The sequence below is a fragment of the Pseudoalteromonas sp. P1-30 genome, from assembly GCF_001400005.1.
Taxonomy (GTDB): domain Bacteria; phylum Pseudomonadota; class Gammaproteobacteria; order Enterobacterales; family Alteromonadaceae; genus Pseudoalteromonas; species Pseudoalteromonas atlantica.
In genome coordinates, this window is the sequence record NZ_LKBC01000005.1 from 1 (window position 1) to 21,195 (window position 21,195).

The 21,195-nt window shown below is 42.1% G+C and carries 14 protein-coding genes; 6 read left to right on the forward strand and 8 right to left on the reverse strand.

Annotated elements, in window-relative coordinates; genetic code table 11:
• Nucleotides 1-47: 47 nt before the first annotated feature.
• The 3 genes from AN395_RS10395 to AN395_RS10405 all read right to left on the reverse strand — a co-directional run bounded on the left by AN395_RS10395 (nt 48) and on the right by AN395_RS10405 (nt 3,558).
• Nucleotides 48-980, reverse strand: coding sequence for a hypothetical protein (locus AN395_RS10395; RefSeq protein ID WP_054983064.1), 933 nt, complete (start codon nt 978-980; stop codon nt 48-50).
• A 318-nt stretch (nt 981-1,298) separates the two neighbouring features.
• A complete protein-coding gene (locus AN395_RS10400; protein ID WP_054982961.1) occupies nt 1,299-2,747 on the reverse strand; it encodes a dihydrolipoyl dehydrogenase in 1,449 nt (482 codons plus the stop codon).
• 82 nt (nt 2,748-2,829) lie between these two features.
• Nucleotides 2,830-3,558 carry a glutathione peroxidase gene (locus AN395_RS10405; RefSeq protein WP_004589654.1) on the reverse strand — a complete coding sequence of 243 codons (729 nt, stop codon included), beginning with the start codon at nt 3,556-3,558 and terminating at the stop codon, nt 2,830-2,832.
• A gap of 109 nt (nt 3,559-3,667) precedes the next feature.
• Here AN395_RS10405 and AN395_RS10410 point away from each other — a divergent pair, with 109 nt between their 5' ends.
• Complete coding sequence (locus AN395_RS10410; RefSeq protein ID WP_200910448.1) at nt 3,668-4,558, forward strand: LysR substrate-binding domain-containing protein; 891 nt, start codon at nt 3,668-3,670, stop codon at nt 4,556-4,558.
• Here the strand turns inward: AN395_RS10410 and AN395_RS10415 are convergent.
• Entirely contained in the window at nt 4,555-5,748 is a 1,194-nt protein-coding gene (locus tag AN395_RS10415) for a flagellar assembly protein FlgT (RefSeq protein ID WP_054982963.1), read from the reverse strand. The two genes, AN395_RS10410 and AN395_RS10415, sit on opposite strands and share 4 nt — an antisense overlap.
• Nucleotides 5,749-5,877: 129 nt before the next feature.
• On the opposite strand from AN395_RS10415, the gene AN395_RS10420 reads away from it, so the two are divergent.
• From AN395_RS10420 to AN395_RS10430, 3 genes are all read left to right on the forward strand, one after another.
• Nucleotides 5,878-6,333, forward strand: coding sequence for an LPP20 family lipoprotein (locus AN395_RS10420; protein WP_054982964.1), 456 nt, complete (start codon nt 5,878-5,880; stop codon nt 6,331-6,333).
• A 361-nt stretch (nt 6,334-6,694) separates the two neighbouring features.
• Nucleotides 6,695-7,402 carry a transglutaminase-like cysteine peptidase gene (locus tag AN395_RS10425; protein ID WP_024033060.1) on the forward strand — a complete coding sequence of 236 codons (708 nt, stop codon included), beginning with the start codon at nt 6,695-6,697 and terminating at the stop codon, nt 7,400-7,402.
• Nucleotides 7,402-9,360, forward strand: a complete 1,959-nt coding sequence (locus tag AN395_RS10430) for a LapD/MoxY N-terminal periplasmic domain-containing protein (RefSeq protein WP_029774508.1) — start codon at nt 7,402-7,404, stop codon at nt 9,358-9,360. Before AN395_RS10425 ends, AN395_RS10430 begins: the two co-directional genes overlap by 1 nt.
• 135 nt (nt 9,361-9,495) lie before the next feature.
• Here AN395_RS10430 and AN395_RS10435 read toward each other — a convergent pair whose 3' ends face one another.
• From AN395_RS10435 to AN395_RS10450, 4 genes are read right to left on the reverse strand one after another with little or no spacing between them, the layout of a single operon-like run.
• The gene (locus AN395_RS10435) at nt 9,496-10,083 is read right to left on the reverse strand and encodes a LuxR C-terminal-related transcriptional regulator (RefSeq protein ID WP_024033058.1); all 588 of its coding nucleotides are present in this window, start codon (nt 10,081-10,083) and stop codon (nt 9,496-9,498) included.
• Between the two features lie 23 nt (nt 10,084-10,106).
• Nucleotides 10,107-11,528 carry an HlyD family type I secretion periplasmic adaptor subunit gene (locus AN395_RS10440; RefSeq protein WP_054982965.1) on the reverse strand — a complete coding sequence of 474 codons (1,422 nt, stop codon included), beginning with the start codon at nt 11,526-11,528 and terminating at the stop codon, nt 10,107-10,109.
• Entirely contained in the window at nt 11,525-13,663 is a 2,139-nt protein-coding gene (locus AN395_RS10445; RefSeq protein ID WP_054982966.1) for a type I secretion system permease/ATPase, read from the reverse strand. Before AN395_RS10445 ends, AN395_RS10440 begins: the two co-directional genes overlap by 4 nt.
• A gap of 53 nt (nt 13,664-13,716) precedes the next feature.
• Complete coding sequence (locus AN395_RS10450; protein WP_054982967.1) at nt 13,717-15,690, reverse strand: TolC family outer membrane protein; 1,974 nt, start codon at nt 15,688-15,690, stop codon at nt 13,717-13,719.
• Nucleotides 15,691-15,914: 224 nt separating this feature from the next.
• On the opposite strand from AN395_RS10450, the gene AN395_RS10455 reads away from it, so the two are divergent.
• Entirely contained in the window at nt 15,915-19,508 is a 3,594-nt protein-coding gene (locus AN395_RS10455) for a retention module-containing protein (protein WP_054982968.1), read from the forward strand.
• On the forward strand, nt 19,486-21,195 hold a 1,710-nt coding region (locus tag AN395_RS10460; RefSeq protein WP_200910446.1), incomplete at its 3' end, for an Ig-like domain-containing protein. The genes AN395_RS10455 and AN395_RS10460, both read left to right, overlap by 23 nt.

Below are 21,195 nucleotides of genomic sequence, written 5' to 3' on the forward strand. Positions count from 1 at the left end.
ACAGCTTACAGCTTACAGCTTACAGCTTACAGCTTACAGCTTACAGCTCAACCATCACTCGTAATCTTATCTATCAGCTCACTAAGTACTGCTTCGGCTTTGCTGGTTTCTACTTGGCAGGTGCCGGCGTTTAAGTGGCCGCCACCGCCGTATTTAAGGCATAACTCGCCCACATTGGTGTTTGAGCTGCGGTTGGTGATTGATTTACCAATGGCAAATACTACGTTTTGTTTTTTAAGGCCCCACATTTTGTGAATTGATATATTGCAGTCGGGGTACATGGCGTAAATAACAAAGCGGTTGGTGGCGTAAATAGTTTCTTCTTGAGTTAAATCTAGCACCACGAGGTTTTTATGCACGGTTGCGCATTGTGCTATTTGCTCTTTGGCCTTTTCGTTATGCTCGTTATAAAGCGCAACACGTTCGGCTACGTCTTCCATTTTTAAAATATCTTCAATGCTTTGATCTTTACAGGCATCAATTAGCTTCATCATTAATTGGTAGTTTGAAATTTTAAACTCGCGGAATCGGCCAAGGCCTGTGCGTGCATCCATGATAAAGTTCATTAATACCCAGTCTGTTGGGTTGAGTATTTCGTCTTTTGAAAACTGCGCTGCATCGCCTTTATCTACCGCTTCCATCATGTCTGTGCTGATGTTTGGAAATTTTTCTGCGCCGCCATAATAATCATAAACAACGCGTGCAGCAGAAGGGGCTTTAGGGTCAATTACGTGGTTTTTAATATCGCTTGCGTTACGTACGGTTTCGCTTAAGTGATGGTCAAATGCAATATGACAGCCAGCAACGTAGGGTAGGTTAGTTGTAATGTCGTTTGCAGTTATGTCTATTTTGCCATCTTGCATGTCTTTTGGGTGTACAAATAAAATGTCATCAATTAGGTCTAAGTCTTTGAGCAGTACGGCACATACTAAGCCGTCGAAATCGCTGCGGGTGACTAGTCTAAATTTATTATTGGGCATAGCTTTTCCATCTTGTTGTGATTGAGTAATCAAATAAGTGTAACAGCTAAAATAATTTTTGAGAGGTTATAGCAATCGAATTAAAAATTTAGTCATTCAAACGTGCTAAATAAAGCGTAAACGGCGTTATAAATTTTTAAGTAGAACATATGCCTATCGAAAATTAGGCCTTTGTTATTACTCTGTTTATCTGTTGCTATCAATACCTCATAATTTAACACAATGGGTATTAGCGTTAAAAAAGCGCATAAAAAAGCCAAAACGACTGTTTTGGCTTTTTGTTAGCAAGTATGTATTTGTTTTATTGCTGTATAAAAGTTAAGCGCCTGGTCCGCATTCCATACAGCTGTTAATAATATCTGGGCCAAATTTAAGTCTGGCATTTAAATCGCGAAGGGCAGTGCGTAAACCTTCTTCAATTACTGGGTGGTAAAATGGCATATCCAGCATTTCTGGTACGGTCATTTTGTTTTGCACAGCCCATGCTAATAAATGAGCAAGGTGTTCGGCTTGTGGGCCAATAAATTCTGCACCTAAAAATAAGCCTGTGCCTTGCTCTGCGTAAACGCGCATGTGGCCTTTATTTTTAAGCATTACTCGGCTGCGGCCTTGGTTTTCAAAGCTCACTTCGCCTACTTCAAAGCAACCACATTCACCTAGGCGGTCTGTAATTTGTTTGAAGCTTTCGCCAACCATTGCTATTTGTGGGTCGCTAAACACTGCGGCAATTTTTGCGCGGCGAAGGCCAATGCGTACATCGGGGAAGCGCCCAGCATTTTGTCCGGCAATGGTACCTTGATCAGATGCTTCGTGTAGCAGGGGGATCATGTTGCTGGCATCGCCCGCTATAAATATATTTGAGTTACCACATTGCATTGTGTGCGGGTCGGCGTGTGGCACACCGCGCTCATCAAGCTCTATGCCGGTATTCTCTAAACCTAGCTTGTCTACATTGGGTACTCGGCCTGTGGCTGCAAGTACGTAGTCAAATTGCTCGGTGTGTTTAGCACCGTCTTTATCGGTGTAAGTAAGCTGGGCTTTATCTCCAACTTGCATCATGTCAGATACGTTTGAGTCGGTATCTACAAAAAATTCTTCAGCAAAAACAGTGTTTGCATAGTCTTTAATTACTGGGTCGGTAAGTGGGCCAATTGCGCCGCCAACACCAAATAATTTTACGTTTACGCCTAAGCGGCTAAGTGCTTGGCCAATTTCTAGGCCTATTACGCCTGGGCCAAATACAGCCACTGATTTTGGTAGGTCGTCCCAGTCAAATACATCATCGTTAATAATTAGCTTGTCGCCAAAGTTATTAAATACACCTGGGTATGAAGGGCGTGAACCGGTGGCAATAACAAAACGTTTAGCAGTTATAATTATGTCATCGTCGATTTGTACGCGGTTGGCGTCTAAAAACTTGGCGTAGCCACGAATTTTATCATCATCAGGAATGCCGTCTACGGCTTCTACTACGAATCCTGCAAAGCGGTCTCGTTCGCTTTTAACACGTGCCATAACTGCTTTGCCGTCTATTCGTGGCTTTGAGCTATGTACACCAAATGCAGGTGCCATTTCAATTGAATGCGCGGCTTCGGCTGCGGCAATAAGTAATTTACTTGGCATACAACCAACGCGTGCACAGGTAGTACCGTACGGGCCTGATTCAATCATTAAAACGTTAGGGGTGAATTGTTTTGCGTTACGGTATGCGCTTAAGCCTGCAGTACCTGCACCTATAACAACAACATCGGTTTGTAATTCTTTCATAGTGGTATCCTTTATTATTTTCAATCTGAGCGATGAGATTGATATAGAGGGGCGCGTACGCCCCTGCTATTTTTTTACTTAATTAAGCAAAGTATTTTTCTAAATCGTCTGAGCCGCCAATGTGTTGTCCACCAATAAATATTTGTGGAACAGTGTCACGGCCAGAAATTGCTTTAAGGCTTGTTAATGTAGCGCCTGCACCCATAACAACTTCTTCAAATGCGTAGCCTTTTTCTGTTAGTAGCTCTTTTGCTTTTTTACAGAAAGGGCAACCAGGCTTAGAAAATACGGTTACTGGCTCTGGCTTAGTTTGTTTTGGGTTGATGTAGTCAAGCATTGTGTCTGCATCAGAAACTTCAAACGGGTCGCCTGGTAAATCTGGTTCGATGAACATTTTGTCGATAACGCCATCTTTAACTAGCATAGAGTATCTCCAGCTGCGCTTACCAAAGCCTAAATCATTTTTATCTACTAACATGCCCATGCCGTCAGTGAATTCGCCGTTGCCATCAGGTAATAATGTGATGTTTTGCGCTTCTTGATGCTCTGCCCATGCGTTCATTACAAATGTATCGTTTACTGATACACATACAATTTCATCAACGCCATTTTGCTTAAGTACACCGGCTAACTCGTTGTAGCGTGGTAAGTGAGTTGATGAACAGGTTGGTGTAAATGCGCCCGGTAGTGAAAACACAACAACGGTTCTGCCTGTAAAAATTTCGTCTGTGGTTACTGATTTCCATTCGTCGTTTTGACGTGTTGCAAATGTAACGCTTGGGATTGTTTGACCTTCAATATTCTTTAACATAGTTTGTTCCTCTTGATTTGTTGGAGCCATTATGGCGAGAATTTAAATATAGTTCCAATCGTTTGTTTGTATTAAACTAATAGGTATAGCCTATCAGGTGGAGATGAATTTGAACTTAAAAGATTTAGAGTATGTAAAAGCAATAGCGCACCACAAGCATTTTCGCAAAGCGGCCGATGCCTGTTTTGTTAGCCAGCCTACACTAAGTGGGCAAGTAAAAAAGCTTGAGCAAGAGCTTAATGTTGTTTTATTTGACCGCTCAACTAAGCAAGTTACATTAACAGCGCAAGGTGAACGTTTGTTGACACAGATAAACGTTATTTTAGAGCAAACAGAAATCTTAAAAGAGCTGGCGGCTACTTCTAACGGGCCGCTACAAGGTAAGCTAAGAATTGGTATTATTCCTACTATTGCGCCGTACTTACTTAGCGCTTTACTGACCTCTATGAAAGCGGCGTTTAGCGAGAGCCACTTTTCGTTTATAGAAATGCAAACAGCGACTATGCTAGAGGCGCTTGATAACGGCGAGCTCGACTTTGCAATTTTGGCCGATGTTCCCGAGCTTAAAAACTACCATACGGTTAATGTGTACAAAGAAGACTTTATGGTGGCTGTTTCAACCGATAACCCATTATCTAATTGTAAAAAAGTAGCGCTAAGCGATTTACAAAGTTGTAGCCTATTAATGTTAAGTGATGGTCATTGCTTTAAAGATCAAGCCCAAAAGTTTTGTTTTGCTGCAGGAGTGGATGTATCAAATCAATATCAGGGCAATAGTTTAGAGACTTTATTGGCGCTGGTTGCGATAGATGACGGGGTGACATTTGTGCCCAAGCTTGCGTGTACACAGCGTGTAGGGATTGATTATTTAGCTATTTTTCCTAATCAGCAGCGTAATGTGGTATTTGCTTGCAGAAAACACTACCCGCGTTTGGCGGGCGTTGAGCAATTAGCCCAGTGGCTGGTAGAGCACCCAAATTTAAAACGGGCGCTTATTTAGCGTTCTTGGCTTGCAACCTCTACCACATCGTTTATTTGTACCCCAGGCAAAGGCTTATCGTTAAGGCTGACAGCAATTGCGCTTTGTTTATAAAGTTGCTCAACCACAATGGTGTTAAGCGTGGTAATGGTATGCGGCATAGTATTGCCTTGTGCATCGGTTAAGTAGTTATGGTGCGCAATGCTTAATAGCTGGCCTTTTTTAAGGCCATGATCTTTGCCTAGGTTTATCACCAATTTGTTGTTCTCCATGTGCATTATTTTTCCTTTAGTAGGAAAACACGCCATAGCCGCTTGTATATCGTAACTGACCGTTTGATTTATATCGCTAATACTTTGCCCAAAAGGTGATTGCCAAAACCTATCACTATTTACATCAACTATGGCTGTTTTTTCAAATGGCCATACAGCTTGGGTGTGATAGCTGTTTTGCCATAATTGTTCGTACGTGGTGCCATCAAACAACATAAACTCAATAGCGTAGCTGCGCTGGTAGGTTTCGTCTTGCCAAAAGGCGTAGTCGTTGTTGAGTTTATCGCTTGGCGCTAAATTGGTTATTTGGCTTAATAAAACATATTGCGCGTTGCTTCTGGCTGAAAGCTCTTCTAGTTGTGCATTTGAGTAGTCGTGCTGCTGATTAAAGTAATTGTCTACATTAATTGCTTTATTGTAGTAAGCAACGGGCAGGGCGCTCATTTTTGTGCTTTGCAAAGCGCTAAATAACTTTTTACTAATGGCTTTATTTACGTCAAATATTTGACCCATTAAGGCATGCTCACGATGAACAAGCTGGCTTTGGGTTACAGCAACAAATTTATTAAAGTTACTTTGTGGGCATTGCTCTGTTTGGGCAAATACATCAAGCCTAAGCGTAATGGCAAATTGTTGATTTTGGCGTTGCTCGCTCACCAGCTCTATTTTTTGTATTTCGCCGTGGCTACTAATTTTTAGCTGATCTTGCGTTAGCACGCCATCTACCAAGGTTTGTACCGAGCTAACCCGGGCGCCAGAAAACACTAATGCTTGTGTAATTGCATCTTTAATTGCGGCCGATTTAGCACTGCTTATGTCGCCATTTTGTATTTGTGCATGGCCGGTAGATTCAAACCATTGTGCGTAAGTACTGGTAGAAAACGTTAATAATGCAGCGCTAGTAACACCTGCAAATAGTGATGATAAAAACGTGTTCATACTGGTACTCCACATAAAATTAGTTAATTACGCTTTAGCTAAGCAAGGACTGCACCAATATGAGGACTTTATAACAAATGGCATTAAACCTGCATTTATTTGCGCAATTAGTTTAAAGGGTGCAAATAAATGCGTGCAATTATATTACTTACTTTAGCAGGCCTTAGTCTTGCCGGTTGCAGCAACGTGTTTGATAAACATGTTGAGTACAAATATGTAGAGCCAAATAATTATCCCATACTTAAAGCGGTTGGTTATGCTCCTATTAGCTTGCAGCAAGGGGCTAATAAATCACAAAAGCAATTAATGGCAATTAAGGCCTCTAAGCTTGAGGCGTACCGTGAACTGACTGAGCAAGTTTATGGGCAAAAAATTACAGCGGGCACGTCTGTAGCAGGTGCTATTGCTCATAACGATTACATGGAAAGTAAAGTGCAGGGCATAATTAAAGGTGCGCAAATTATTAAAACTTACTCAGTTGACGATGTATACGTTACCGAGCTTGAGCTAAACATGAAGCGCGTGCACGATTTATACATAGGTGAAATTAAGCCGCGAGAAGTTAAAAAAGTGACCTACTACTAAGTAACTGGCCAGTACTTTAAATAGTAAAGCTACATTAAGCTGCTATTTTAACGGTTGGTTTTAGCGTTAAGCGCGTGGAATATACTCGTACAGCAATACATAACTTTGCTATTTACGGGAGCGTTTTTCTGTAAATCTAGGGTTTGATAAATCAGCTTTAAATACAACGATGGTTTAATACGTTAGTTAATGTATTAAGCAATGTTGAAATGACCGCGTTAAAATTTAAATCTAGTAAAAAAACACATACAAAATATCTCATCCTTTTATATTGAGTGCTATGCTGTTGTTACGAATAATATTTGAACAAGTAGTGTAGCGTTTGGTGTATGTTTTTAATTTTTCTTTTTTTGGGCTGTGAATGACACTTAGGCCCACTCTTTCCTCAAATAAGCTATTTTTTTGGTGCAAAAGCAATTTGCGCTATTTACTGCTATTTTTTTTACTTTCAAGCGGCGTGTTTGCGAGCCGTTTAACTATTCAATTTAATACCTTTATAGAATTAATGGGGCAAAAATATGGCCCTGCGCGAGTCACTGTGGCGCGTAATTGGCAAACTATGTTGGTGCGCACCCAAAATAAACCAGAACAACAACAAATTTTAATTGTTAACGATTTTTTTGCACGCAATCTTCGATACCAAACCGATATACAGCTTTGGAAGCAAAACGACTATTGGGCTACGCCATTAGAAACCCTTGGCCGTGGTTTAGGTGATTGTGAAGATTATGCCATTGCTAAATACATTAGTTTACGCGCCTTAGGCGTAAGCGACGACAAGCTTAGGCTTATATATGTAAAAGCTAAGCTTGCTGGTACAAACAAAACACAAGCACACATGGTATTAGGCTACTTTGCTACGCCTAATGCTCAGCCGCTTATTTTAGATAGTTTAATAACAAAAGTGTTACCTGCAGCAAAACGCGTTGATTTAAGCCCGGTATTTAGTTTTAACAGCCAAGGTTTATGGGCTAATAACTCGACTAAAAGTGTAGCCAGCCCGACAGCAAGGCTATCGCGTTGGCGTAAAATTTTGGAGCAGACATCACAAGAAGGGGTTATGTGGTAATGGCGTCATTTTCCTTATTTAAGTTTTTCAAAAAAAGAAAAATCACTCTTAGGCAAGAGCTGTGGATCACCTTGCTGGTGGTGATTTTTGTTGGCTTTATAAGTAGCGTATTAATAAGTACTAACTCTGCTAGAAACTATTTTTCTACGCAGCTGTATTTAAAAAATGTTGATAATGCCAGCTCCTTAGCGCTGATGATTAGTCAGCTTGAAAAAGATCCTGTAGAGCTTGAGCTGTTAGTGTCGGCCACTTTTGATACCGGTCACTACAAACGCATAGAACTGCAAGACCCAAATGGTGAGGTTATTGTAAAGCGCGTATTTACCGACACGTTAGAGAATACCGCACCAGCTTGGTTTAGAGCGGTATATGGGCTAAATGTTCAGCCAGGTGTAGGGCAGGTTAACAACGGTTGGCAACAATTTGGCACCTTATTTGTTGAAAGCCACAGTCAATATGCTGAGCAAGCGTTGTGGGAAAGCGCCCTTAAACTGTTTTTTAGCTTTTTAGTGGTGGCCTTTTTTGCCTGTGCCATAAGTGCGTATTTATTACGTAGAATTTTAACGCCTCTTGATGATGTGGTGTACCAAGCTAACGCCTTTGGCGATAAGCGTTTTATTAAGTCAAAAGTGCCAAAAACCTTTGAGTTTGCACGCCTTGTGCAGTCGATGAATTTATTATCGACACGGTTTAGTCGCATTATAAAAGAAGATAATAAACGCTTAGAGGAGTTGCGTTTTAAAGCCCAGCACGATGAGCTAACAGGGCTTGCCAATCGAGAGTATTTTAGTGCCACATTAGAGGCTCATTTACAAAAAGTGAAAGATCATGCCCATGGTGCTTTGTTTTTATTTAGGGTGGTTAATTTAGATAAAATAAGTGAATCGATTAGCCGTGTAGAAATGGTTAACTTTTTGCGCCGTTTTTCTCAGGTGTTAACACAGTTTTTAGAGTCGAATCAGGCGCACTTTTCAGAAAACTATATTGCGCGTATATCACATACCGACTTTACTGTGTTGTTTAGCGATACTGATGATATTCAGGCGCTTAGCGAGCAAATAACCGCACTGCACAAATCGATTGTTGATGAATACAAAAATATTGATTTGGCCATTGTACACAGTTGTACCTACATAGAGAAAAACGACACCCGCTTTGATTTATTACGCCGTGTAGATGGTTTATTAAAAACAGCAGGTAACAAACCTGGGGTGCAAGCAAAAGTCATTGATAATAAACAAAAGAGTGAAATTTTTGATGACTCTACTGGCTGGCAAAAGGCTATTGAGGATGCGCTTGAGCAAAAAACTATACAGTTAAATTGTTTAGAGGTTATGGGTTTTAACGATACCTTGTTGCAGCATCAGCTTAGTTTAAGTTTAGAATTTGGCGGCCAACATTATAAATCAAGCTACTACTATCAATGGGCTAATCGCTTAAACCTATTAGCGCGTTTGGATTGGAGTTTAATCAAGCAAATTGTTAAACAGTACGGTGAAGCGCCGCCAAATGAATTGATTGCTGTAGAGCTTTCGGCGCAAACATTAATGGATGATACCGCGCTTGCCTCGGTATTAACCTATGTGTCTGCCTTTCCTGATTTGGCAAAAAATATATGTTTTGATATACGCGAAAACATTGTCGTAAACGAAAAGGATATATTTAAGGAATTTTGTGAGCAGGTGCGTTGTATGGGCGCTAAAGTGGCACTTAAACGTGTGGGGCCTGAATTTACTAAGATTAAGAACATTCAAGAATTTGGCTTAGAAATGCTTAAAATAGACAGCATTTACGCGCATAACATTAGTTACAGCCAAGACAATCAAACCTTCTTACGCGGTGTTTGCACATTAGCACATTCTATTGGTATTAAAGTGGTCGCACAGGGCGTAACAAGCCAAGACGATATAGATACACTGGTTAATCTAGGTTTTGATGGGGTAATTAAAGAGTCGTAAAGCGACTCTTTAATTAAAAGGGGAGCGGTTTAATAATGGCGGCGAATAGGTAAATGCAATTCAGTATTTAACCTATAAGCCGTTGTTTAGTAAGTTTAACTATAACTGGCGAAGGTTTTATTATTCTAGCCTAGGTTAGTTACCTTTAACGGCTAACATAAGTTGTATACGGTCACGCACTTTTAACTTAGTGAAAATTGAGCTCATGTGCTCTTTAATTGTCCGCTCTGTAATATTTAGTGACTCAGCGGCTTGTTTATTGGTTGCCCCTGTTATAACTATATCAACAACTTGGCGCTCGCGTTTAGTTAAGCTTTGAATATCGCACGCTTGGGTGTAATTTATTTGCTGCTGACTTAGTGCCCCAACAATATTAGATAGTAGCTGCCCAGGTAACCACAGGCCGCCTGAGCAAATAGTCTCAAGTACCTGTTGTAATATTACTTTAGATGCAAGTGCTTCTACATAGCCTCTTGCGCCCGCTTGCAGGGCTGCTCTAAGTTCCTCTATTTCTAGATTTGTGGTCATTACAATAACTGGCAAGCGTTTTTGGGCATATTTTTTTACCAGTTCAAGCCATCCCGAAGTGCCCGCCAGAACCCATATAATACTTGATGCATTAATTTGTTTTGGTTCTTTGGTGCATATTACACAACCTGCAAACGCACTTCGCCAGTGGCTCGATTCAAGTTCGGGTTGTGTAATAAATATACTTTGACGCATTAATTTACTCCAATAAATTCAGTTTAGCGTTCTGTCATTGCTTGCGATGTAGCTCTGAGTACGGGTTTAAGTAAATATTCCAAGACGGTTTTTTTACCAGTAATAATATCCACTTGTGTGGTCATTCCTGGAATTATAGTCAACTCTTCTGAAAAGTTATTTTTAGTGGTTTTTAATTGCACTAAATAAAAAGTATTTTCTCTGTCGTCGGTAATTGTATCTGCACTTATATGCAGTACCTCGGCTTCTAGTCCGCCGTATACCGCAAAATCATAGGCGCTAAATTTAATCATGGCGGGCTGCCCTGGGCGTAAAAAGGCAATATCTTTCGGCGGTATTTTTGCCTCAATAATAAGTTGATCGTCTAAAGGGACTATTTCTAAAACGTCACTGCCGGGTTGTAGAATGCCGCCTACGGTATTAACCAATAAACGTTGTACCGTGCCTTTAACCGGTGATTTGATCTCAGTTTGGGCCACTTTGTCGGCAAGCCCTGATTCGGTTTCTTTTATCGACTCTAAACGCAGCAATGCCTCCGAAAGCTCGTTGTTCCAGCGGTTGATCATCGCAAGTTCGACTTCTGTTACTTTGTTTTTAGCTTCGTTGATAGCCGATAAACTCCGGTTAATAACTGCTTTAGTACGGTTTATTTCGCCGTTTAAATCAACTATTTCACGTTCTAACCTAATGATGTCTATATCAGATACAGCACCGGTTCTTAACAGTGGGCGTGTTACTTGCAGCTCACGATTACTTAGCCTTAGAGCGCTTGTATGCTGTTGCAAAGCGGCTTTTGCTTCAATGTGATCTTGTCTGCGTTGTTCTAGCTGGCGTTTATGAATTGCCACTTGCTGCTCTAATTCTTGGCGATTACTTAAATATATTGAGCGCTCATGAGCGACCGCCTCGGGTACTTGCTTAACAAGCTCATCAGGAAAAACGAGATCTTCTTTTCTGGTAAGGGCTTGTAACCTGGCTACTTTTGCAGTGAGTGATTGCACTTTAGATTGGTTTTCTCTAAAGCTTGAAATAAACCGAGTAGGGTCGATTTTTATTAATACGTCACCTTCTTCAACAATTTGCCCTTCTCGAATATTTATTTTTTCTACCATACCGCCATCATAAGATTGCACTAATTGTAATTTATTTGATGGGATAACGCGTCCTTCACCACGGGCTACCTCATCGAGTGGCGCAAAGCCTGCCCAAATGGTAAGCAAAATAAATGCGATGCAAATGAGGTATAACAAAAAACGTGCGCTGGCAGGCTCTTGCTGCATTTTTTCCCACTGCGCATCGACTACCCAATCTTGTGATTCAGGAGGCGAAAGCCAGCCTTTAAATAAGCGATTAAAGATTGAAGGCTTACCTTTTTTACGTGCTTCTATCGCTTTACTTACCGATTCAAAAGAGCGCTGCTCTAGTGGCTTTTTATTGTCACTCATGATGCTTGCTCCACTGTTTGGTTATTCAGTGCGGCAATTACTTTTTGTTTAGGCCCATCGGCAACTATTTTTCCGTTATCGAGCACGATGATGCGATCAACTAACGAAAGTAAAGATGAGCGGTGAGTAACTACAATTAAAGTTTTGTCTTGGGTGGCGATTTTTAAATTTTGAATAATTTTATTTTCACTATTGTGATCAAGCGATGAGGTAGGCTCATCTAACAGCATAATAGGGGGGTCGTTTATTAATGCGCGCGCTATACCAATTGCTTGTTTTTGGCCGCCAGATAGCAGGCGACCTTGCTCACCAACTTGTAGGTCAAACCCATCGGGGTGAGAGTTGATTAACTCGAATAACTGGCTTTTTTCGCATGCGCTAATAATTTGCTCATCTTTAGCATGCCATGCGCTAATAGTGAGGTTGTCTTTTAAACTACCAAAAAACAACGCTATATTTTGGGGCACGTACCCTATGTTATGACGAAGTTCTGCGGGGTCTATTTGTTGTATATTGTTGTTATCGACCATTACGGAGCCTGCGGTTGGGTCGTAAAGGCCTAAAATAAGTTTTTCGAGGGTGCTTTTACCCGAACCATTGCGCCCCAAAATAGCCACTTTTTCGCCCGCTTTTATTTTAAAACTAATATTACTAAGCGCATCGGCCGCATCGTCTTCATACTTAAAGCATACGTCTTTAAATTCTATTTCGCCGTTTAATACGGGGTGGCTTAACCAATGTTTATTTGGCGGGCGCTCAACGTCTTTCTCCATTATTTCGTTAAGCGATTGCATAGCAATAGCAGCATGATGATATTGCGCAAGTACGGCGGCGCATTGCCCAAGCGGCCCCATTGCCCGCGATGAAAGTAAGTAAGCGGCTATTAATCCCCCTTGCGTGAGCTCGCCTTCAATAACTAAATGAACACCGATGATCATAATGATCACGCCAACACATTGTTGTATCCACGCTGCGCTATTAGAGATTGAGCTTGAGATTAAGCGACTTTGCGCATTAACCTGAGCAATATAAATAGTTGATTTTTCCCATGTTGATTGGGTTTTGCATTCGCTGTGAAAACTTTTTACATCTTCAATGTTGGTTAAGCTTTCTACAAGTATGGAGTTGCGCATTGAGCTTGCTTTCATGGTTTGCTCTGACAGCGCTTCAAGTTTTCTGTGGGCTGCTATGCCATAACTTAAAAGTATTAGGGCACCTGCGATAATGGGTAGGCTTAGCGGTACACCTATTATTGCAATAACAATTAGGTATATAGCAACAAAGGGTAAATCAACCAGCGCGACCAAGGTTATTGAGCTAAAAAAGTTACGTACGGCTTCAAACGATTGTATGTTACTAGCAAATGACCCCGCTGATGAGGGCCTATTTTTAAGCTTCATACCAAGTACGCGCTCCATAATAACCGCAGACACTTTTACATCTATACGGCTTGCCGCAAGCTCTACAAAGTAGCTGCGTACTAAGCGCAGTACAAAGTCGGCGGTCAGTGCTATTAAAATACCGATGGCTAAAACCCAGAGGGTTTCTGTTGCATGGTTAGGAACTACGCGGTCATATACATTCATTACAAATAAAGGCATGGCAACAGACAAAACGCCTAATGCAATGGCGGAGATTATGACGTCTTTGTACAGTGCGCGGCATTCTTTTATTACGCCCCAAAACCAGCCGTCTTTAGAGAGCTTTTCAAGCACTGGGGAGCGCTCATCAAACATAAACTCTGGATGAGCATAAATAATTAAACCTGTTGATTTTTCAATTAACTGTTCTAGGTCTTCTTCTACAACAGACTCGGTTAGCTCGGGGTAAGTAACTTGCGCTGTTTGTTTTTGGTTATCAATAGCGGTTACCACGCACGCTTGGTTATTATTTAAAATAATAATGGCGGGTAATAAAGCAGTATTAATTTGATTAAGAGGCTTATTTACAACTTTTGATTTAAAGCCCACACGTTTTGCAGCACGTGCAAATCCTGAAGGCGTTAAGTTTCCATCTGTTAGTGGGAGGCCATTTAATAAGGCCTCCCTTGAAAAATCTTTATCATGAAAGCGGCACAATACTGCAAGGCAATCTACCAGTGCGCCGCCATGATCAAGTACATCATTTAATTCCATATACCATCCAATGTTATGTAAAACATTTTAAATTTATTTGTTTTAAGCACCTCTTAACTATCGGTAATAACCGCCTCAATACGGCGGTTTGCCGCATTAGCACGTACCGAAATTTCATTAACTCGTGGTTGATCAATACCATAACCAAATGATTGAACACGATTAGGCGCTATACCAAATTGCTCAATAAGTAATTGTGCTACGGCAAAGGCGCGTTGCTCTGAAAGTTTGCGGTTGTATTTTCTATCGCCATCTAATGAGGCGTGACCTTGGATCTCTACCTTTTTGTCAGGGTTATTTTTTAAAAACTCCGCGAGCTTTTCTACTTCTTGCAAGTACTCTGAGCGCACTTGGCTTGAGTCGGCTGAAAAGGGAATGCCTATTTCAACTGAGTCGGTCGCTTGGTCATACAAAGTACACCCAGATAGGTCTACATTTGTACCCGCTGGTGTGCTTGGGCAGGTGTCTTGCTCGTTAGGAACGCCGTCGTTATCGTCATCTGCAAAACTCGATGCGCTAGGGGTTTCTGGTGGCATTTCTAAATACCTAGGCATTGCTGTAACGCTCATGTAGGCGTTATCTTGCTTGGCTTTTTTTTGCAAAAAAGCTTTGCGTTTAAAGGTGGCAGCTACATCGTAACTTGGGCATATATTTTGTGCGTTATGCACGATTGGGTCATCTGTTAACTCTGTTAATGTTGGGTACTTGTCAGACATAACATTTAGAGCTGGCAATAGTTTACCCATTTCGTTAAGCATAGTTAAAATGGCTGTTTGTCTATCGTATTGAGCAACAATGTACGAGCGGTTAGATTGAAATGCTTCGTTTTCAGCGTCAAGTACATCAAGCAAGGTGCGTTGGCCAATATCAAATTGGTCTCGGTAGGCTATTTTTACTCTGTTTGACGAGTTTTTATAGCTTTCAAGCGTGGGTAGCTTTTGCTCTATATTGTTCACATTATGATAGGCAATTTGTAGGCTTTGACGAATATCAACACAAGCTTGATCGCGTTGATACTTGGCAATATTTACATCTTGGTATGCTTGTTCAAGGTTGGCGCTATCTAGGCCCCCGTTGTACAGGTTATAGGTTATGTCTATACCTACCCGTGCTTCGGTTCTTGTTTCGTTTAAACCTAGCTCGTCTCTGTCTTGTGTGCCGTAACGGGCAGATAAGTCTACGTTTGGATGAAACGCTGCCTTTTGTGCCTGAGCATTGGCTTCTTGCGCCTCTATATTATAAAGCGATGCGTAAAAAGCAGGGCTGTTTTTATAGGCTATATCAAGCGCTTGGTTAATAGAAATGGGCACGTTTTGCTCATCTAATTTGGCTTGTTTTATATCATTAACGGGTAGCTCGCCAACAACTCTTAAATAACGCGCAGTTACATCGTGCAGGTTAGCGTACTCGGTTAGCACATTAGATTGCGCTAGCGATAAGCGCCCGCTAATTTGCTCTAGATCTGCTGCTCGGGCAACACCGGCTCCTACACTTTGTTCAATTTGTTGGTATACAGACTCGTGTTCTTGCAGGTTTTCTTCAGCGAGTGTCACAAGTTCTTTAAATTTTTGCACATCTAAAAATGCAATAGATGCATCTAATGCAGTTTGCTCTGTTTGTGAGAGTAATTCAAAATACCGAATGAGCTGAATACGCTCAAACCTTTCAACGGTGTTAGATGTTCTAAACCCGTCGTAAAGCATTTGAGTAACACTAAGCTCTGCAGTGTTGCGGTTGTATTCGTCTTCTATACCGTAGTTTCGGCGCTCATAACCTGCGCTGGCAGATACATCAACGCTAGGTAAGTAGCCTGAGCGGGCTGCATCTACGCCATAAATTGAGGATTTAAATGTATGCCATGCTTGTTGTACCTCTGGATTATTTTCAATTGCTTTACTGGTGACGTATGTAAGCGGTGCCACAGAACTGTCATCGGCTTTTACCACGTGAGTTGCGCCAAGCGCACTTAGCGTTAAACCTATAAGCAGCTTTCCTTTTTGCTTTAGTAAAGTATTTTTTGTAATCATTTCTTCCTCTTAGGGTTACTTGGGCTATCAATACCTACCATATGGTTTAGTCAATAAATGCATATTTCGCAAATAATCGTTTTGGCTAGCATAAAATTTATTATCTACCACTTTTTTATTTTTAATGTTTTTTTAAAAACTGTACTTGAGTACAGTATCTAATGCGTTTTGCTGTTCTACATTTTAATTAATAGTTTTTAATTCTTATGTTTGAGGTAAGTAAAATGGAATCTAATCAATTATTAGTAATAGACTTAAAAGGGTCTGCTGGTGTTGTTTTAGAAGATGGCACAATTAAGCCACTTGAAGTGGGCGATACTATTACTGTGGGCGATTTAGTGGTTACCGCCGATAATTCATCGCTAACAATTGATGTGCAAGGAGAAACACTGTCGATTCCTGCTAATCAAAACGTAAAGATCACCCCTGATTTATTAGCACAAGAAACCCGCGATAGCAGCGAAACCACCGTGTTTGACGAAAGCCTAGATGCGGCCATTGCAAGCTTAGAACAAACTGATAATAACGATGGCCAAACGGCGGCTAATTCTGATGTTACTGACTTTTTAGATGCCTTAGAGGGCGATGGTGATATTTTAGATAATTTAGAAGCAACGGCCGCAGGTGGTGCTGGTGGGGCGGGCTCTGGTGGAGGAAGCTCATTTGTTCAGCTTACACGTATTGCGGAGGGGGTTAACCCTAATAGCGTTGCATTTGATTCAAGCTTTGATCCTGATTCTACAGAGGCGCTAAATATTCGCGACACCTCTGATGGGGTAGTTCCTGATGATGGCACTGCGTCTATATCATTAAATGAGGTAGGTTTAACTAATTCATCTCAACCAACAATTAGTGGTACAAGTGAAAACTTAGTGGGTGAAACAGTAAATATTACTGTGACAGATGAAAATGGTAACTCTCAAGTAGTAAGTGCGGTTATTGGCCCTGATGGCACGTTTGAAATTACATTGCCTAACCCGATAGCCGATGGACCCGTGAGCGTAGTTGTAGAAGCCACCGACCCTGATGGTAATGCGTTTAACGATGCTATTTCTATTGAAATAGATACCACCGCGCCAGTAATTAATATTGACCCTGTTGCAGACTCTGCATCTCAGACAGTAACGGTTACGGGGTCGGTAGCGGGTTTGAATACTGGCGACAACGTCTCTGTAACTCTTACCGATAGCACAGGCACACAACAAACAATTGTTACACAAGTTGATGCACAAGGTAATTGGAGTATTACCACTACATCACCTTTAGCAGAAGGGGAGTTTAATGTTAACGCAGTAGCAGTTGATGCCGCTGGTAACCAAGCAATCGACCAAGCAGTTGCGAGTATTGATTTAACCGCTCCAGAAATTACAGTTACAGTAGCGGGTGAAACTAATAATGCTACGCCACCATTAACTGGTACTACAACCGGTGTGCCACAAGGTACTGAAGTAACAATCACAGTAACCGACAGTGCAGGCGAAGTGCAGCTTTTAACAGCCATTACCGGTGAAGATGGTAGTTGGGCTGTTGATGTGGGTGTGGCACTACCAGAAGGTGATTTTACTGTTGATGCGCAGGTGAGTGATAGCGTAGGCAACCAAGCACTAGCAAGTGATGCTGGAGTTATTGACTTAACGGCGCCAATTGTAGAAATTAATGCGATTGCCGATACGCAAGATACAACCCCTATTATTACTGGCTCTGCGCAAGATGTGCCAGCAGGCTCGGTAATTACCGTGGTTATTACTGATATTAATGGGCAAGTTCAAACGCTGTTAACGCAAACAAATGATGATGGCAGCTGGTCTGTAAGTGTTTCTACACCTTTAGCACAAGGTGAGTTTGAAGTTAATGCAACCGTGACCGACACTGCAGGTAATGAAGCACAAGCTGTAGAGCAAGGGTTAGTTGATTTAACTAGCCCTGAGATAACGGTTACGGCCATTGCAGACACTAATGACACAACCCCTACTTTTGTAGGCCGTGTTGAAGGGGCACCAGAGGGCTCTGTAATTACTGTTTTAGTAACCGATAGCGACGGTAATATACAAACCTTAACAACGACACTTGAGGCTGATGGCACGTGGAGTGTTGAATCGCCCAACGCTATTCCTGGCGGAGAGTTTAGTGTTACCGCGACAGTGAGTGACCCTGCGGGTAACGAAGCATCCGCGCAAACAAGTGGTGAAGTTACATTTGCCCCTATTTCTATTCAAATTGACTCTATTGCAGATACAAACGATACCACGCCATTTTTAAGCGGTAATACCGGTAACGTGCCTGCTGGTACCACTATAACCTTAACTATTACTGCAAGTGATGGCAGTACTTTTAATCTTTTAGCGGTCACTCAAGAAGATGGTTCTTGGAGCGCTCAAGTTACAGAGCCTCTGCCTGAAGGGGATTTTACCGTAGTTGCAGCCGTTATAGACGATGCGGGTAATGAGGCACAAGCAAGTACGGTCGGTAATGTAGATTTAACCGTAAGTATTAATTTTATTATTGATACTAATGATACCACTCCAACAATTAGTGGTACTACGCAAGATGTTGACGCAGGTGCGGTTGTTACTGTTACCTTTACAGGCAGCGATGGCGCAACAGAAACTGTGCAAGTAACCACAAATGCAGATGGTTCGTGGTCAATCGAAGCAACCGATGAGTTGGTAGAGGGTCAATTTACGGTGGTTGCAACAGTAACCGATGCTGCTGGCAATACAGCCTCTGCTACTGAAGTAGGGGAAATTGATTTAACTGATCCTGCGATTACTATTAACCCTATTACAGATACAAACGATACAACACCGAGTGTGACAGGTAGCGTAGTAGATGTACCCCAAGGTACTGAGGTTACCTTATTAATAACAGATAGTGACGGTAATCAACAAACTATTACAGCGGTTACTAATGCCGATGGAAGCTATAGCGCCGATATACTTAATGAGCTTAGCGAAGGTGACTTTACAGTTACTGCAAGTGTAAGTGACGAAGCAGGCAATAGCAGTACAGCGACGGTTACTGGCACCATAGATTTAACCGCACCTAGCGTAACTATAGATAATATTGGTGATACAAACGATACAACGCCTACTATAAGCGGCTCTACTCAAGGTTTAGCAGCGGGTAGTGTGGTTACAGTGATTGTGACTGATAATGCTGGCGCTGAGCAGCAATTTGTCACTGCTATAAATGGTGATGGCACATGGAGTATAGATGTCCCACAAGCATTAGCTGAGGGTGAGTTTAGTGTGGTGGCAAATGTAAGTGATAGTGCTGGTAATAGCGCGCAAGACTCACAAACTGGCACTATAGATTTAACCGCACCAACTATTAGTGTAAATGACTTTACTGACTCTAACGATTCAACACCTGTATTTAGTGGTACCACAACTGGTGTAGAGCCAGGTAGCTTGATCACTGTATTAGTAACAGACTCTAATGGTGATTCGCAAACCTTAACGGCAGTTGTTGCAGAAGATGGTTCTTGGCAAGTAGGTGCAACGACTGCAATTGCTGAGGGGGAGTTTACAATAACGGCCACAGCCACTGATGCAGCTGGAAATGAAGCCTCAGCCACAACTACAGGCGTTATAGATACTGCAGCGCCCACACTAACAATTGATCCGGTGGGTGATACAAACGACACCACACCCACTATTTCAGGGTCTGCCACGGGCGAGCCTGAGGGCACAGTTGTTACGATTACCGTGACGGATGAAGCGGGTAACCCACAAACCATTACTACCGAAGTGCAAGCCGATGGCACTTTTAGTGTAGATGTACCCAATGAACTAAGTGAAGGCAACCACCACAGGTGAAGTAGATACCGCAGCGCCCACAGTGTTAATTGACCCGGTGGGTGATACCAACGACACCACACCGACTATTTCAGGGTCTGCCACGGGCGAGACAGAGGGCACCGTTGTTACGATCACCGTGACGGATGAAGCGGGTAACCCTCAAACCATTACTACCGAAGTGCAAGCCGATGGTACCTTTAGTGTGGATCTAAGTGAAGGTGAATTTACCGTTGAGGTATCGGTAACCGATAACGCAGGTAATGAAACCACGGCCACTACCACAGGGGAGGTTGATACAACTGCGCCGGTTGTGAACATAAATGCGCTAGGTGATACAAGTGATACTACACCAACTCTATCAGGTACGGTAAGCGGGGAACCTACAGGCTCAACTGTTACTTTAACTGTAACGGACGCTAATGGTGCAGTGCAAACAATCACTGCACAAGTCATTGCAGATGGAAGTTGGACAGTAGAAGTACCCGTAGCTGTAGCTGAAGGTAGCTATACTGTTGATGCTACTATTAGCGATAGCGCTGGCAATGAAGGTACTGCAAGCGCCTCTGGTACTATTGATACAAGTGCGTTAACTATCACTATTGATGTGATTGGTGAAACCAACGATCAAACCCCACAAATAAGCGGTGATACATTTAATGCAGAAGTAGGTTCGTCTGTTGAAGTTCAGATCACAGACTCTACAGGTGCGACTATTACCTTAACTACGGTTGTTGATGCAAACGGACAGTGGAGTGTTACTCCGCCAGCCGATTTACCTGAGGGAAGTGTATCAATCAGTGCAACAGTAACTGATTTAGGCGGTGGTTCAGCCATAGCAGAACTTGATGCCGTAATTGATATTACGCCGCCAACCATACAAATTAACGATCTAGAAACTAGTAATGATACAACACCAATTATTGCTGGTAATACTACAGGCGTTGTATCTGGCACTGTAATAAGCTTGACTGTTACAGATTCACAAGGAGTTGTTCGCTCGTTTAATACGACAACGGATGCACAAGGGAATTGGAGTGTAGAGCTTTCTCAAGAGTTAGCTTCAGGGGATTATACAGTACAGGCTGAGGTTTCTGATGCTGCAGGCAATAGTGCTTTAGATACAGCAACCGGTAATATTGATACTGCGGGGCCAAGTTTAACCATTGATTTTGATGCTGTAACCAATGATACAACACCGACTATTTCAGGTACGAGTGATGCCGATGTAGGTACAACGATTACTGTAGTGATCACCGATGAAAACGGTGTTGAACAAACACTAACAACCACAGTAGATGCCAATGGAAGTTGGCAAGTAACCCCTCAAACAGACTTGAATGAAGGTGATAACACCATCGAAGTGAGCGTGTCTGATGAAGCAGGAAACACAACAACAGTAACCGATACAATTACTTTAGATACACAAGCACCCACATTAACCATGCAAACTGTGGGTGATGTAAATGACTTAACCCCGACATTACAAGGCACCAGTAACGAAATTGGCGGCACGGTAACACTCACCGTGACCGACAGTGACGGCGCTGTGCAAACCATTACCACCACCGTTGGTACGGATGGGCATTGGGATATTGAAGTGCCCAGTGCGCTGGCACAAGGTGACTTTACTGTAACGGCCAGTATTACTGATGCCGCCGGCAATGAGAGCACCGCCAACAGCAGTGGCAATGTTGATACCATTACC